Annotated in this window: 12 protein-coding genes; 8 read left to right on the forward strand and 4 right to left on the reverse strand. The window is 70.1% G+C overall.

The window, feature by feature from the left end:
* Positions 1 to 22: 22 nt before the first annotated feature.
* Entirely contained in the window at positions 23 to 502 is a 480-nt protein-coding gene (locus tag PQI23_RS05190) for an Lrp/AsnC family transcriptional regulator (RefSeq protein WP_339972225.1), read from the reverse strand.
* 204 nt (positions 503 to 706) lie between these two features.
* Here PQI23_RS05190 and PQI23_RS05195 point away from each other — a divergent pair, with 204 nt between their 5' ends.
* Positions 707 to 2,050 carry an MFS transporter gene (locus tag PQI23_RS05195; RefSeq protein WP_339972227.1) on the forward strand — a complete coding sequence of 448 codons (1,344 nt, stop codon included), beginning with the start codon at positions 707 to 709 and terminating at the stop codon, positions 2,048 to 2,050.
* 30 nt (positions 2,051 to 2,080) lie between these two features.
* Here PQI23_RS05195 and PQI23_RS05200 read toward each other — a convergent pair whose 3' ends face one another.
* Entirely contained in the window at positions 2,081 to 2,839 is a 759-nt protein-coding gene (locus PQI23_RS05200; protein WP_339972229.1) for a FadR/GntR family transcriptional regulator, read from the reverse strand.
* A 249-nt stretch (positions 2,840 to 3,088) separates the two neighbouring features.
* Here PQI23_RS05200 and PQI23_RS05205 point away from each other — a divergent pair, with 249 nt between their 5' ends.
* The 5 genes from PQI23_RS05205 to PQI23_RS05225 all read left to right on the forward strand — a co-directional run bounded on the left by PQI23_RS05205 (position 3,089) and on the right by PQI23_RS05225 (position 9,848).
* Entirely contained in the window at positions 3,089 to 4,609 is a 1,521-nt protein-coding gene (locus PQI23_RS05205; protein ID WP_339972231.1) for an ABC transporter substrate-binding protein, read from the forward strand.
* Positions 4,610 to 4,759: 150 nt separating this feature from the next.
* Positions 4,760 to 5,707, forward strand: coding sequence for an ABC transporter permease (locus PQI23_RS05210; protein WP_010154676.1), 948 nt, complete (start codon positions 4,760 to 4,762; stop codon positions 5,705 to 5,707).
* 2 nt (positions 5,708 to 5,709) lie between these two features.
* Positions 5,710 to 6,633 (forward strand): ABC transporter permease, encoded by a 924-nt coding sequence (locus PQI23_RS05215; RefSeq protein WP_339972234.1) that lies wholly within the window; start codon positions 5,710 to 5,712, stop codon positions 6,631 to 6,633.
* Entirely contained in the window at positions 6,633 to 8,402 is a 1,770-nt protein-coding gene (locus tag PQI23_RS05220) for an ABC transporter ATP-binding protein (RefSeq protein ID WP_339972236.1), read from the forward strand. The genes PQI23_RS05215 and PQI23_RS05220 overlap by 1 nt, the downstream gene beginning before the upstream one ends.
* Positions 8,403 to 8,450: 48 nt before the next feature.
* The gene (locus PQI23_RS05225; protein WP_339972238.1) at positions 8,451 to 9,848 is read left to right on the forward strand and encodes an amidase; all 1,398 of its coding nucleotides are present in this window, start codon (positions 8,451 to 8,453) and stop codon (positions 9,846 to 9,848) included.
* 42 nt (positions 9,849 to 9,890) lie between these two features.
* On the opposite strand, the gene PQI23_RS05230 is transcribed toward PQI23_RS05225, so the two are convergent.
* A complete protein-coding gene (locus PQI23_RS05230; RefSeq protein WP_339972240.1) occupies positions 9,891 to 10,688 on the reverse strand; it encodes an SDR family NAD(P)-dependent oxidoreductase in 798 nt (265 codons plus the stop codon).
* A 64-nt stretch (positions 10,689 to 10,752) separates the two neighbouring features.
* A complete protein-coding gene (locus PQI23_RS05235) occupies positions 10,753 to 12,225 on the reverse strand; it encodes an aldehyde dehydrogenase family protein (RefSeq protein WP_339972242.1) in 1,473 nt (490 codons plus the stop codon).
* Positions 12,226 to 12,372: 147 nt separating this feature from the next.
* Between PQI23_RS05235 and PQI23_RS05240 the strand changes: the two genes are divergently transcribed.
* Positions 12,373 to 13,509: a 3-isopropylmalate dehydrogenase gene (locus tag PQI23_RS05240; protein WP_339972244.1), complete on the forward strand. Its 1,137-nt coding sequence runs from the start codon at positions 12,373 to 12,375 to the stop codon at positions 13,507 to 13,509.
* 45 nt (positions 13,510 to 13,554) lie between these two features.
* Positions 13,555 to 14,994 (forward strand): MFS transporter, encoded by a 1,440-nt coding sequence (locus tag PQI23_RS05245; protein ID WP_339972246.1) that lies wholly within the window; start codon positions 13,555 to 13,557, stop codon positions 14,992 to 14,994.
* The last annotated feature ends 38 nt before the right edge of the window (positions 14,995 to 15,032 follow it).

Here is a 15,032-nt window from a genome sequence, read left to right on the forward strand (position 1 = left end):
GCGCGGAGCCGGGCGTGCAGCCTCAGGAGCTCGTTCGCCCTGAGCGTGCGCGGAGCAGGCCGGTCACACGGTACGGGATCACCTCACGCAGGAACAGGCTCGTCGAGGTGCGGGTGATGCCGGGGCAGAGACGGATCTCCTCGCTCACCCGGTACAGATCGTCGGGGTCGCGCGCCACCACGCGCAGAAGCAGGTCGGTGCTGCCCGCGGGCGCGAAGCACTCCAGCACCTCGGGGATGTCGGCGAGTGCCGACACGGCGGCGCTGATCTGATGCTGGTCGAGCTCGACCTGCACACTCGCCCCGACCGGGCGGCCCAGCGCCGCGGGCGTGACTCGCGAGCTGTGCAGACGCAGGGCGCCCGCGTCTTTCAACTTCTCCAGCCGGGCCTGCACCGTGCCCCGTGCGAGGCCGAGTTTCGATGCGATCATGGCGGTCGGCATGCGCGCATCGTGATCGAGCACAAGAAGGATGCGCCGGTCGGTCGCGTCGAGTCCGTTCACTTTGTCCACTTTCTGCTGGGTCTACGGGATCTTGATTGATCATATCGATCAATTTGTTCGGTGCCGCTTGCGCAGATCGCTTCGATAGGATGAACTTCTTCATGTGCTGGCGGACACCCCCGCCGCACTCGGATCACCGCCCGCAGCACCCCGCGGGCTGAACTACCGGACGCGCCACCCCTGCGCCCGAAGAAGGAGCCCGCCATGCGCGCGACCGCACCAGCGAACGCCAGACCGCTCACCACCCCGAGCAGCGCCCCGCTCCCTCCCGCACGGGCTCCAGAGCCGACGGCACGCCCCCGGACTCCTGAGGCCCCTGCGACTCCCGGATCGCCCGCGACCCTGCCCGCCGTGCTGCACCGGCCGCGCGCTCGAGTCGCGCTCACGTCACTGGCGCTCTTCGCCCTCCTCGTCAGCGCGAACCTCAGCACACCGTTGTTCCCGCTGCTCGAGAGCCGACTGGACACGGGGTCGCTCGGCATCTCGATCGCGTTCTCGAGCTACGTGCTCTCGCTCATCGTGGGCCTGATCCTGTTCCGCCGCATCGCCGACGGGGTCAACCGCCGCACCGTGCTCATCGTGGCGCTCGCGGCCGCCGCGCTCGCCACCGCGGCCCTCGCCTACGCGCCGACGCTCGGCTGGTTCTGCGTCGCGCGCGCAGTGCAGGGCATCGCGGTGGCGTGCGCGACGGGCACCGGATCGGGAGCGCTGCGCGCACTCCTCCCCGGCCGCCCCGCACTCGTCGGGCGGCTGACGCTGCTCGCGACCTCCGGTGGCGTCGCAGCGGGGCCCATCGTCGGTGGGCTCCTCTCACTGGTCGGCGTCCCACTGCAGACCCCGTACATCGCAGTGGCCATCGTGCTCGCCGCACTCGTTCCCGTGATCATCGCGGTGGCGCCGCACGGCGAGTGCGCGCCGCCCGTCGCAGGAATCGCACTCGCCGATGCGCCCGATCCGCGCCCCGACCGCCCGGGGTCGCACAGCCGCAACGATTCCGCCGCCGCACGGGCATTCCGCATCGCGGCCGCGACCGGCTTCCTGAGCTTCATGGTCTTCGGCTTCTGCCTCTCGCTCGCGCCCTCGCACTTCGCGGGCATCGCCGGCACCGACTCCCGGGTGATCGTCGGGGCGCTCGCCGCGGTGACGCTCGCCGCGTCTGCGCTCGTGCAGCTCGTGCCGCTCACCGGCGGATGGCGGATGCCGGTCGGGCTGGGCGTGCTCGCAACCGCTCTCGTCGGCATCGCCGCCGCGGACGGGGTCGGGGCCGTATGGTTCCTCGTGCTGGCGAGCGCCCTCGCGGGCGCCGGGCAGGGCATCGCATTCCAGGCCGCCTTCACCGCGGCGACCGCGGCGGTGCACCCGCTGCGCCACGCCTCCACCGTCAGCGCCGTCTACACCGTCACGTACCTCGGCAGCGCGGTGCCGGTGATCGCGCTCGGCGCACTCGCCGAGCAGTTCGGCCTGGCGCACGCAGTGGTCGTGTTCGCCCTCTCGGCCGCCGCGATCAGCCTGGTGCTCGCCGGCGTCTCCGCGCGTCGCCCGCGCTGAGCGGACCCCTCGCGCCCGGCGCGGGGCGCGCTACTCGGCGAGTGCGGCGAGCGCGCGGCGGTCGAGATCGTTCTCGACGAGCAGCCCGAAACGGTCGGCGACCGCACGCCGCGCGATCCGGCTCGCGAGGGCTCCATCGCGCTGTTCGATCGCGGTGAAGAGGCTCCGATCGATCTCGGCGGACTCGAGCTTCAACCGATTGTCGTGGTGCTCATTCTCGACGTCGCGGCGGATGATCGCGCGCAGCACCCCGGAGACGGCTTCGCCGGTGAGACGCAGCACTTCGTTGCCGCTCGCCTCCCAGATGGCCTCGTGGAACTCGATGTCGGCGGCCGCGAAGGAGTCCGCGTTCGCCCGGGCATCGCGCTCCATCTGCTCGATCGCCGCGCGCATGCGCGCGAGCTGGTCGGCGTCGTGCCGCACGGCGGCGAGGCGGCTCGTCGTTCCCTCGAGCACGACGCGGTACTCCACCAGCGCGGAGACGTCGAGCGCGTCGGTGCCGACCAGGGCGCGCAGCGAGCGGGAGAGCGGCTTCGACGAGGGCGCGAGCACCACGGGGCCGCCCCTCGTGCCGGGGCGCGACTCGATCAGCCCCATGCTCTGGAGGATGCGGAGCGCCTCGCGCACGGTGGGCCGGCTCACGCCGAACTGCACCATCAGGTCGCGCTCGCTGGCGAGTTGCGATCCGACCGGGATGTCGCCCGAGATGATGGCCTGCTCGATCTGGTCGACGATGCGCTGATAGGTGTGCACGGGAACCGCGGGCTCGAAGCTGTGGGTCGTGGACACCTGAGACTCTTCCTGGTCGAGGGGCGGATCCGAGCCGACTCGGCCGCGTGCTCCGATGATAGCGCCCCACCGCAGTGGCCTTACCATGTATCCTGGTTCGAAATCTTTCGGGATTTGCTGGAACACTCCGTGAACACTCCCGTCGATTCGCGAATACGCTGTGCATTGCGGATCGACGACAGGGCATCGTCGCCCGACCCCACCCTCCATCCCGGCTTCGCCTCGCGAGGCCTCAGTCACAGGAAAGCAATGATGCGACGTAAGAATGCGATTCTCACCACGGCCGCAATCGCGACCGCGGCCATGCTCGGCCTCGCGGGTTGCTCCGCGGGTGCTGGCAACAGCTCCGCCGAAGGCGGGGAAACCCCGACCACGGCGACCATCGCCCTGACCGGCACCCCCACGAACCTCGACTTCACGACGACCGCCGGGTCCGCGATTCCGCAGGCGCTGATGTCGAACGTCTACGAAGGCCTGGTCGAGCTCGATCAGTCGGGCGAGATCCAGCCGCTGCTCGCGAGCGAGTGGACCGTCAGCGACGACCGCAAGACGTACACGTTCACGCTGCAGGAGGGTGTGACGTTCTCGAACGGCGACGAGTTCACCGCGGACGACGTGAAGTTCAGCTTCGATCGGGTGAAGACCGACTGGGTGTCGAGCCTCAAGGCGAAGATGGACGTCGTCGAGAGCGTCGAGGTCGTCTCCCCCACCGAGGTCGCCGTCACACTGAGCAAGCCGTCGAACGCGTGGCTCTTCAGCCTCGCGACGCCCGTCGGAGCGATCTTCTCGGAGGACGGCGTCGACGACCTTGCGAACACGCCCGTCGGCACCGGCCCGTACGCCGTCGAATCCTGGACGCCGAACGAGAGCCTCGTCTTCGACACGCGCGACGACTACTGGGGCGAGGCTCCCGGCGTCGAGCAGGTGACGCTGCGGTACTTCGCCGACGCGACCGCCACCACGAACGCACTGCAGACCGGCGACGTCGACGCGATCGCGAACCTGCAGGCCCCCGAACTGCTCTCGAGCTTCGAGTCCGATGACCAGTTCGTCGTCACGACGGGCACCTCGAGCGGCGAGGTGTCGCTCTCGATGAACAACAAGGCGGCGCCGTTCGACGACGTGCGCGTGCGCCAGGCCGTGCTGTACGCCCTCGACAAGCAGGCGATCCTCGACACCGCATGGAACGGCTACGGCTCGCTCGTCGCCACCTACGCCGCGCCGACCGACCCGTACTACGAGGATCTGAACGACGCATACCCCTACGACCCGGAGAAGGCGAAGGAGCTGCTGCAGGAGGCCGGTCAGGAGAACCTCGACATCACCTTCACCGTGCCCACGCGCCCCTACGCGCAGGCCGTCTCGGAGATCGTGGTCTCGCAGCTGAAGGACGTGGGCATCAACGCCACCATCGAATCCTCCGAGTTCCCGGCGGTGTGGCTCGACGAGGTCTTCACCAAGCACGACTACCAGATGACCACGGTGCTCGCCGTCGAGGCGCGCGACATCCTGACGGTCTTCAACGACCCGAACTACTACATCGGCTACGACAACTCGAAGATCGCCCCGATCGCCGAGGAGGCGGACGCGGCCGACGAGGAGGGCTACGTCGAGGGCATGAAGCAGGTCGCTCAGCAGATCGTCGACGACGCCGCGTCGGGCGTGCTGTTCCTCTTCCCGAACATCACGGTCGCGAAGGCGGATCTCCAGGGCATGCCCGAGAACGCCATCATCGAGGCGCTCGACCTCACGAACCTGAGCTGGAAGTAAGCGGAGCGGCGGTGCGAACCGCCGCTCTCGTCCCCTCCAGTGCGCGAGAGCGCAGTTGAGGTCGTCCGAGGCGAACGACTCAGACCACAACTGCGCTCTCGCGGGCGCACCACACCCACCCGCCACTGAACCCGAGGAACCCGAACCCGCATGGCCATACGGATCCTGATCAACCTCGCGAGATTCGCGGTGACCTACGTCGTCGCGACGGTCGTCGTGTTCCTCTTCATGCGCCTGATCCCGGGCGACCCCGCCCAGATCGCGCTCGGCGTCAACGCCACCCCCGAGCTGCTCGAGCAGACCCGTGCCGAGTTCGGCACCGACCGGCCGCTCATCGTGCAGTACTTCGAGTGGTTCGGCGGCCTGCTCACCGGCGACTTCGGCACTTCGTACGTGACGCGCACCGACATCAGCCCGATGGTGCTCGACCGCGTGCAGGTCAGCCTCATCCTGGTGCTCACCGCGATGGTCGTCGCCCTGCTCGTCGCGATCCCGCTCGGCACCTGGGCGGCCGTCAAGCACCGCAACTTCTCCGGCGTCGCCATCGGCCTCGGCTCCCAGATCGGCGTCGCGGTGCCCGGCTTCCTCGCCGGCATCCTGCTGGTCATCGTGTTCGCGGTCGGCCTCGGCTGGCTCCCCGCGAACGGGTGGACCGCACCCGCGGTCGACTTCGGCGACTTCATACGTCGGTTGATCCTGCCCGTCGTCGCGCTCGCATCGGTGCAGGGCGCGATCCTCACCCGCTACGTGCGATCTGCCGTGCTCGAAGTGATGAGCGAGGACTACCTCCGCACCGCCCGCGCGAAGGGCCTCAGCAAGAACGGCGCCCTCCTCAAGCACGGCCTGCGCAACGCCGCGATCCCGGTCATCACGGTGACGGGCGTGCAGATCGCCGCGCTCATCATCGGCGCCGTGGTCATCGAGCGCGTGTTCGTGATCCCGGGGCTCGGCTCGATGCTGCTCGACGCCGTCGGCAACCGCGACATGCTCACCGTGCAGTCCGTCGTGATGGTGCTCGTCGCCATCACCCTGATTCTCAACCTCGTTGTCGATGTGCTCTACACGCTCATCGATCCGCGTCTGCGAAGGAGCGCCTAGCCATGAGCACGCAACAGGTTCCCACGCCGCCGTCACAGGCGCCGCGCACCAGCGCGATCAGCGCTCCGGGAAATGCCAGCACGAGCGGTGTCGCCAAGCCGGGCAAGCGCAGGCTGTCGGCCACGCTGCTGATCGGCCTGATCCTCATCGGCCTCGTCGCCCTCGCGGCGATCGTGTCGTTCTTCTGGACGCCCTACGATCCGACGCAGGCGATGCCCGCGGATCGCCTGCAGGGATCGAGCCTCGCCCACCTCATGGGCACCGACAAGTACGGCCGCGACGTGTTCTCCGCCATGCTCTACGGCGCGCGCATCACCCTCTTCGTCGGCGTCATCTCGGTCGGCATCGCCATCGTGATCGGCACGCCCCTCGGCATCCTCGCCGGGATCCGGGGCGGCTGGATCGAGGAGGTCATCATGCGGGCCTCCGACATCGCCCTCGCGTTCCCCGCACTGCTGCTCGCCATCATGTTCAGCGCGGTGTTCGGGGCCTCCACGCTCACGGCGATGGTCGCCATCGGCATCGCGACGATCCCCGGGTTCGCCCGCGTCGCCCGCTCCGGAACCCTGCAGGTCATGACGACGGAGTACGTGCTCGCGGCGCGCGCGGCCAGCCAGTCGCGATTCAGGATCGCGCTGCGCCACGTGCTCCCCAACATCGTCGGCATGGTGGTCGTGCAGTCCTCCGTCTCGTTCGCGCTCGCGGTGCTCGCGGAGGCGGGCCTCAGCTTCCTGGGCCTCGGCACCCCGCCGCCGACCCCGTCGTGGGGACGCATGCTGCAGGAGTCGCAGCAGTTCCTCGGCACCGAACCGATGCTGGCCGTCTGGCCGGGCATCGCCATCGCCATCGCGGTCATGGGCTTCAACCTGCTGGGTGACGGCCTGCGCGACCGCTTCGATCCGAAACTGAACGGGAGCCGCGGCTGATGCGCACCGAACCCACCGCCTCGCACGCAGCCGGCGCCGACCTGCTGCTGCGCGTCGACGATCTCAACGTGCGCACCCCGTACCGCACGCTCGTCTCCGATTTCTCCCTGCACATGGCGCACGGCGAGCGCATCGGCCTCATCGGCGAATCCGGATCGGGCAAGTCGATGACCACCACCGCGCTGCTCGGCCTGCTCCCCAACGGCGTCACCGCCGACGGATCGGTCGAGATCGACGGGTACTCCGGCAATCTGCTGCGGGCGCCCGAGGCCGACCTCATGAAGCTGCGCGGCAACGACATGGCGATGGTGTTCCAGGAGCCGCTCACGGCGCTGAACCCGCTGATGCGCGCCGGCGATCAGGTCGCCGAGATCATGCTGCAGCACAAGCTCGCTCCCAATAAGGCGGAGGCGGGGCGCCGCGCGGTCGAGATGCTCGACGCCGTGCACCTGCCCGACCCCGCGCAGGCCGCTCGCGCGTACCCGCACCAGCTCTCGGGCGGGCAGCGGCAGCGCGTCATGCTCGCCATGGCGCTCGCCAACGACCCGTCGCTGCTGCTCTGCGACGAGCCGACGACGGCCCTCGACGTGACGGTGCAGCGGCAGGTGCTCGACCTCATTCTCGAGCTCGTCCGCGCACGCGGCACCGGGCTGCTCTTCATCACGCACGACCTCGCCGTCGTCGCGAACATGTGCACGCGCGTGCTCGTCATGAACAACGGCGTCGTCGTCGAGGAGGGCACCACGGAAGAGGTCTTCACGCGTCCCACCCACCCGTACACGCGCGGTCTCCTCGCCGCTTCCGATCTCGACGCGGTCGACGCGAACGGACGCCTGTTCACCGTCGCGACCGCGCAGGAGTACGTGCCGCCGACGATCGATGACGAGGCGGGAACCCAGGAGGCTGCTCACGCAGCCGTCGCGCCCGCCGACCGGGCGACCGCACCGGCCGGCGGAGCCGAGCCGGTGATGCGCGTCACCGATCTCGTGCGCACCTACACGCGCGGCCGCACGAGCATCTTCAAGCCCGCGCCGCAGGTGCACGCGCTCAAGGGCATCTCATTCGAGGTGCCCGAGGGCGGGCGCCTCGGGGTCGTCGGCGAGTCGGGATCCGGCAAGTCGACCCTGCTGCGCATTCTCGCCGGGCTCGACCAGCCCACCTCGGGGAGCGCCGTCGTCGCCGGCAACGAGGTGAAGGGCGCCAAGGAGGCGCAGCTGCGCGCGCTGCGTCAGAACCTGCAGATCGTATTCCAGGATCCGATGGGCTCGCTCGACCCGCGCATGACCGTCGAGCAGATCATCTCCGAGCCGCTGCTCGTGCCCGGCCGTGGCGAGACCGCCGCCGACCGAAGGCGCATGGTCGCCGAGATGCTCGAGGCCGTGGGGCTCCCCGCTTCGTCGGCGGAGCGCTTCCCGCACCAGTTCTCGGGCGGACAGCGTCAGCGCATCTCCATCGCTCGCGCACTCATCTGCCGACCCCGCGTGGTCGTCGCCGACGAGCCGGTCAGCGCGCTCGACGTCTCCGTGCGCGCCCAGGTGCTCAACCTGCTCGCAGACCTCGTCGACGAGTACGGGCTCACGCTCGTCTTCGTCTCGCACGATCTGAATGTGGTGCGGCACCTCTGCGATTCCGTGATCGTGATGCAGTCGGGCGAGATCGTCGAGGCGGGAGACACCGAGACCGTGTACCGCTCGCCGCAGCACCCCTATACGAAGCGCCTCATCGACTCGTCGCTGACGCTGCGCCAGGAGCTCGCCCACACCGCCTAGGCCCTCCGTTCTCCGCATCTCCCGCTCCCTCCGACGAAAGGCACCCGGATGACCTCGCACCTCGCCTCCCTCGACGCCGCGACCCTCAGCGCGCGCTACGCCGATGGGTCGCTCACGCCCTCCGAGGTCGTCGAAGACGTCATCGCCCGAGTCGAGTCGCGCGAGCCCGAGCTCAACGCGCTGTACCTGTTCGACGCCGCTCAGGTGCGGGCCGACGCGGCCGCCTCGACGGAGCGCTGGCGATCCGGCACGCAGCTCGGGCCGTTCGACGGAGTTCCCGCGACGGTGAAGGAGAACATCGCCCGCGCGGGGCAGCCGAAGCCCGCGGGCACCGCGATTCCGAACCCGCCGATCGCCGCGCAGAACGCCCCGATCACTGACCGCCTGCTCGAAGCGGGCGCGATCATCGTGGGGTCGACGACGATGCCCGACTGGGGGATGCTCTCCTCGGGGGTCTCGAGCCTCCACGGCATCACGCGCGGCGCCCTGAACCCCGCGCACACCTCGGGCGGATCGAGCGCCGGAGCGGGTACGGCCGCGGCTGCGGGATACGGACCGTTCCACATCGGCACCGACATCGGCGGGTCGATCCGGCTCCCCGGTTCGTGGCAGGGACTCACCGCGCTCAAGCCGAGCGAGGGGCTCCTCCCGCTCGATGCGCCCTACGTCGGTCGTGTCGCCGGCCCTATGACGCGCACCGCGGCCGACGCGATGCGGCTCATGTCGATCGTGGCGCAGCCCGACGCCCGCGACTACCTCACGCGCCCCTACGCCGCGATGGACTGGTCGCCCGAGCCGCTCTCCCCCGCGGGTCTGCGGGTCGGCCTGCAGCTCGACGCGGGCTCCGGCCTGCCGGTCGAGCCCGAGACGCGCGCCATCATCGAACGCGCCGCGGCCCGATTCGCAGAGGCAGGAGCGACGGTCGAGCCGCTCGACCCGTTCGTGCCCGCCTCGGTGCTCGAGGGTCTCGTGAACTTCTGGCGCAGCCGATCCTTCGCCGACTACGAAGCGCTCAGCGAAGACGAGCGCGCCGTCGTGCTCCCGTTCATCGCCCAGTGGTGCATCGCGGGCGCCGAGTTCTCAGCGGCTCAGACCGTGCGCAACCGCGGCATGATCGAGGAAATGGCGCGTCTCACGCGCGCGGCGACCCAGCCGTTCGATCTGGTGCTCTCGCCCGTCACCCCGGTGGCGGCGTTCCCGGCGGAGGATCCGATGCCGATTCTCGACCCGCTCGAGACGATGGGGCACATCTCCTTCACCGTGCCCTTCAACATGTCGGGGCAGCCCGCCGTGTCGATCGGCGCCGGAGTCCAGGCGGACGGGCGCACCGTCGGCCTGCAGATCGCATCAGGGATCGGCACCGACGATCGGCTCATGCGCGTCGCCCTCTGGTTCGAGGGCGTGCGCGGCGACGACGCCGAGGTCGACTGGTCGCAGGTCGCCTGAGCGGGCGGCAGGGGGCGCGGGGCCGCCGCGCCCCGTTCGCTCCTAGGAAGCGGGCGGCGTGAAGCGACCGTCGATCGCGGTCCAGCCGCCGTCGACGAAGAGGGTGGACCCGGTGACGAACGACGACGCGTCGGAGGCGAGGTAGACCACGGCTCCGGCGAGTTCGTCGGGGCGCGCCCAGCGGCCGAGCGCAGCCTTCTGCGCGTACGCTCCGTACCACTCGTCGTTCGCCTTGATCTGCGCGGTGAGCGGGGTCTCGACGACGCCGGGGGCCACCACGTTCACGCGCACGCCCTGAGCGCCGTACTCGGCGGCCGCGGTCTTCGCGAGCTGCACGAGGCCGGCCTTCGTCGCAGCGTAGACGCCCTGACCGGGTTCGACGACCTGGGCGCGGATCGACGCGAAACCGACGATCGATCCGCCCCCGTTCGCGGCGAAGCGCGCACCGAAGTGACGGATCAGCTGGAACGACGCCCTCAGGTTGAGGTTCACGACCCGGTCGAACTCGTCGAGCGTGTAATCCTCCATGCGCTTGCGCACGTTCGTCGCAGCGGTGAAGACCAGTGCGGCGGCGCTGCCGAAGCGCTCCGCAGCGGCCTCGACGGCAGCATCGTCGAGCACGTTGATCTCGTACGCCTCGGCGTCTCCCCCGCGTTCGGTGATGAGCGCGACGGTCGCTTCGGCTCCTTCGAGCGAGTAGTCGGCGACGACCACGTGCGCGCCCTGCGCGGCGAGCGCCTGCGCCGATTCGCGCCCGATCCCGCTGCCCGCGCCGATCACGACCACGGTGCGGCCGTCGAGGCGGAAGAGCTGCGAGTAGTCGATCTGCGTGTGGCTCATGCGGGGGTCTCCAGGGTCAGTGCGGGGTGTGGTTCGGGATGCGGTGCTGGATCGCGGCGCGATCTCAGCCGCGGGCTCTGGGGCGGATCATCGCCATGCGAGTGACGGTGAACTCCTCGATGGCGAACCGGGGACCTTCTCGGCCGATGCCGGAATCCTTCACGCCGCCGTAGGGCATGATGTCGGAGCGGAAGCCGGGAATCTCGTTGACGACGACGCCGCCGACCTCGAGCCGATCGATCGCGTTGAACGCGCTCTCGAGGGAGGCGGTGTAGATGGCGGCCTGCAGTCCGTACCGGGAGTCGTTGACGAGGTCGATCGCCTCATCGATCGAGTCGACCGCGGTGAGGCAGACGACCGGGCCGAAGATCTCCTCGCACCAGACGTCGACGTCGGCGGGAACGCTCCCGAGCACGACGGGGTGCACATGCGCGGCTTCGCCCGCTCCCGGGCCGTCGGTGAGCAGCTCGGCGCCCGCGGCGAGCGCACGGTCGATCATGGCGCGGATGCGCTCGCCCGAGGCCGCATTGATGACGGGAGCGACGTTCGTCGAGAGATCGCGGGGGTCGCCCACGACGAGCTCGCGCATGCGCTCGACGAGACGCGCCGAGAAGCGCTCGGCGATGCCGCGCTCGAGCACGACGCGCTGCACCGAGATGCAGGCCTGGCCGTTGGCGTAGAAGCCGCCGCGCAGCACGGCGTCGACCGCCGCTTCGAGGTCGGCGTCGGCGGCGACGATGAAGCCGGTGTTCGACCCGAGTTCGAGCACGGCCTTGCGGGGGGCGGCCTGCTGGGCGATGAGGTGGCCGATCTTCGCCGATCCGGTGAACGAGACCACGGCGGCGCGCGGGTCGCGCACGAGCGTCTCGCCGACGATCGGGTCTCCGTTGACGAGCTGGGCCGCGGCGACCGTGACGCCGTGCGCTTCGAGCACCTCGCGCGTGATGGCGAGGAGCTCGATCGTCGCGAGCGGCGTATTGGGCGCGGGCTTGATGATGACCGGGCAGCCGGCCGCGATCGCCGGTGCGAGCTTGTGGGTGGCGAGCAGCAGCGGGTAGTTGAACCCGGCGATGCCGATGACGATGCCGGCGGGCTTGCGGGTGTAGTAGCCGATCATGCCGCGGCCGAGCTCCTGCAGGTCGAGCGGCACGGTCTCGCCGTGGATGTGCGACACCTCCTCTGCGGTCGCCTCGAGCGTGACGATGGTGCGGTTCACCTCGGTGCGGCAGTCGACGCGCGGCTTGCCGGTCTCGAGCACGAGCAGGTCTTCGAGGCGGGCGGCTTCCGCCCGCACGCGAGCCGTGAGGTCGGTGAGGATCGCCTTGCGCTGCGCCGTGGTGAGCGCGGCGACGGCCGCTCGCGCTTCCTCGGCCGCGTCGAGGGCGTCGCGCGAGTCCTGCTCACCGCTCACGGGAGCCCGGCCGACGACGCTCCCGTCGAACGGGAAGACGATCTCCGCACTCGCATCCAGCGCACGCCACTCGGTGCCGATGGGCAGCGCTCCGGCGGGCGCGATGAGATCGAGTGCGTGGGTCATGGCGGTTCCTCTGCAGCTGGCGGCGGATCCGTTCGGGTGCGGCCGTGCACACGAACCCTTCGCGCCGAGTGGTCTTACCATTTAATATAGATCACCACAGGCCCATCTCCAAGGCGCGAGCGGCCGGACGTTCTCGAAAGGATCGACATGACTCAGAGCTACGCAATCGCCGTGCTTCCCGGAGACGGCATCGGCCCGGAGGTCGTCGGCTGCGCGCTCGAGGTGCTCGACGCAGCGGAGCAGCGCTTCGGATTCGCCACGGAGCGCAGCACCTTCGCGGCGGGCGCGAACCACTACCTCGAGACGGGCGAGCTCTTCGATGCGGTCGAGGCGCAGCTGCGCGACAAGGAGGCGATCCTCTTCGGCTCCATGGGCGACCCCCGTGTCACCCCGGGCATTCTGGAGCGCGGATTCATCCTCGAGATGCGCCAGCGCTTCCAGCAGGCCGCCAATGTGCGCCCGGTGCGGCTGTACCCCGGCGTGCCGACGCCGATCGCGGACCTCTCCCCCGAGCGCTGCGAGATGGTGATCGTCCGCGAGAACACGGAGGGCGCCTACGTGGGTCGCGGTTCGACCGTGCACGCGGGCACCCCGAACGCCGTCGCGATGCAGGAGTCGCTCAACACCCGTGCGGGCATCGAGCGCGTCGTCGACTTCGCGTTCCGGCTCGCGCTCGGGCGCCGCAAGAAGCTGACGCTCTGCCACAAGACCAACATCCTCGTCGCAGCCGGCCAGCTGTGGCAGCAGGTGGTCGCCGACGTCGGCGAGCGCTACCCCGAGGTCGAGGTCGACTACGTGCACGTCGACGCGATGTGCTTCCACCTGCCGCTCACCCCGGAGCGGTTCGACGTCGTCGTCACCGATAACCTCTTCGGCGACATCATCACCGACCTCGGCGCCGTGATTCAGGGCGGGCTCGGCGTCGCCACCAGCGCCAACCTCAACCTCGACGGCGGCGCGCCCAGCATGTTCGAGGCGATTCACGGCTCGGCGCCCGACATCGCCGGGAAGGGCTGGGCGAACCCCGCGGGCGCGATCCTTTCGCTCGCACTCATGCTCGGCCACCTCGGCGAGGGCGAAGCGGCGCGCGCCGTGGAGGCCGCGACGGTCGAGGTGCTCGGCTCCCTGCCCGCGCTCGCCGGCGCCGACATGGGCGCGTCCACCGCCGAGCTCGGTTCGAGGATCGCCGCGATCGTGCGCGAGGGCCGGGCAGACACGTCGCTCGTGCCCGACTCACTGCTCGGCGTGCTCGCGGGGCTCGCGCCGTCGCGTCTCGCGAGCTGACGCCTCGTCGGGGGCGGATCTCACCCGCCCCGATAGGGTGTTCGAGTGGGGAGCGCGACTCGGGGAGACAGAGACCGGCTCTCCCGCACCCCGCCGCGCTGGGCCACCGTGGCTGCGCTCGCGTACGCCGGGCTCTGCTCGTCGTTCATGTTCACGCTCGTCGTGCCGCTCCAGGCCGAGCTGCCGCGCCTCCTCGACGCGTCGCGGGAGGACACCTCATGGGTGGTCACGATCACGCTGCTCGTCGCCGCCATCGCGACTCCCATCTCGGGTCGACTCGGCGACCTCTTCGGCAAGAAGCGCGTCGTGCTCGTGCTGCTCGCCCTCCTCATCCTCGGTTCGGTGATCGCGGCCGTCGCAGGGAGCATCGTCGGCGTCATCATCGGCCGGGCGCTCCAGGGGGCCGTCACGGGGGTGATCCCCCTCGGCATCGCGATCATGCGGGATGTGCTGCCGCCCGAGCGGCTCGGCACCGCGGTCGCACTGATGAGCGCCACGATGGGGGTGGGCGGCGCCGTGGGCATGCCGCTCGCCGCCTACCTCGCACTGAACGCCGATTGGCACGCCCTCTTCTGGCTCGCCGCCGGTCTCGGAGCACTGGGGGCGCCGCTGATCGTCTGGTGCGTGCCCGGCGACGTGCTGCGCTCGTCGGGCCGCCTCGACGTGCTCGGCGCGCTCGGCCTCGCACTCGGGCTCGCGGGGGTGCTGCTCTTCGTGTCGCGGGGCGCGCAGTGGGGGTGGACCTCACCGCTCGCGCTCACCACCATCGTGGGAGGCATCGTCGTGCTCCTGCTCTGGGGCTGGTACCAGCTGCGGGCGAAGGATCCGCTGCTCGATCTGCGCGTCGCCGCTCGCCCCGCCGTGCTCTTCACCAACGTCGCCGCGATCGGCATGGGGTTCGCGCTGTTCTCCTCCAACGTCGCGTTCCCCCAGTTGCTCGAGCTGCCCGTCGCCTCCGGATCGGGATTCGGGCTCGACATGATGCAGGCCGCCCTCGTCGTGATGCCCGCCGGAATCGTGATGATGATCCTGTCGCCGCTCTCGGGTTGGCTCGAGCGCACCGTAGGGCCCCGCCCGCTGTTCACCGCCGGCACGGCCGCCATCGTGCTCGCGTACGTCTTCGTGCTGCTCTGGTCGAGCGAGGTCTGGCACGTGTTCGCCGCGAATCTCTTCATCGGCGTGGGCATCGGGTTCAGCTTCGCCGCCATGCCGATGATCATCATGCGGTCGGTGCCCGCGCACGAGACGGGTGCCTCGAACGGCTTGAACGCCCTCTTCCGGTCGATCGGCACGTCGAGCGCGTCGGCCGTGATGGGCGGGGTGCTCGCCTCGATGACGATCGACTTCGACGGCCAGGCGATCCCGAGCCGCGCCGCGTTCGACGTCTGCTTCTGGCTCGCGATCGCCTCCGGGGTGATCGCACTGGTGCTCTCGCTGCTGATCCCCCGATCCGCGGGAGAGCAGCGCCCGGCGCTGCCGAACTGACGCTGAGCGACCGCGATGGCGACCGCCCGCGGCGCGCG

Source organism: Leucobacter sp. USCH14, assembly GCF_037619215.1.
Lineage (GTDB): Bacteria > Actinomycetota > Actinomycetes > Actinomycetales > Microbacteriaceae > Leucobacter.

Coding starts and splice junctions, on each gene's coding strand:
- PQI23_RS05215 (WP_339972234.1), top strand. CDS start 5,710: ATGAGCACGCAACAGGTTCCCACGCCGCCGTCACAGGCGCCGCGCACC.
- PQI23_RS05195 (WP_339972227.1), top strand. CDS start 707: ATGCGCGCGACCGCACCAGCGAACGCCAGACCGCTCACCACCCCGAGC.
- PQI23_RS05225 (WP_339972238.1), top strand. CDS start 8,451: ATGACCTCGCACCTCGCCTCCCTCGACGCCGCGACCCTCAGCGCGCGC.
- PQI23_RS05220 (WP_339972236.1), top strand. CDS start 6,633: ATGCGCACCGAACCCACCGCCTCGCACGCAGCCGGCGCCGACCTGCTG.
- PQI23_RS05230 (WP_339972240.1), bottom strand. CDS start 10,688: ATGAGCCACACGCAGATCGACTACTCGCAGCTCTTCCGCCTCGACGGC.
- PQI23_RS05210 (WP_010154676.1), top strand. CDS start 4,760: ATGGCCATACGGATCCTGATCAACCTCGCGAGATTCGCGGTGACCTAC.
- PQI23_RS05240 (WP_339972244.1), top strand. CDS start 12,373: ATGACTCAGAGCTACGCAATCGCCGTGCTTCCCGGAGACGGCATCGGC.
- PQI23_RS05205 (WP_339972231.1), top strand. CDS start 3,089: ATGATGCGACGTAAGAATGCGATTCTCACCACGGCCGCAATCGCGACC.
- PQI23_RS05235 (WP_339972242.1), bottom strand. CDS start 12,225: ATGACCCACGCACTCGATCTCATCGCGCCCGCCGGAGCGCTGCCCATC.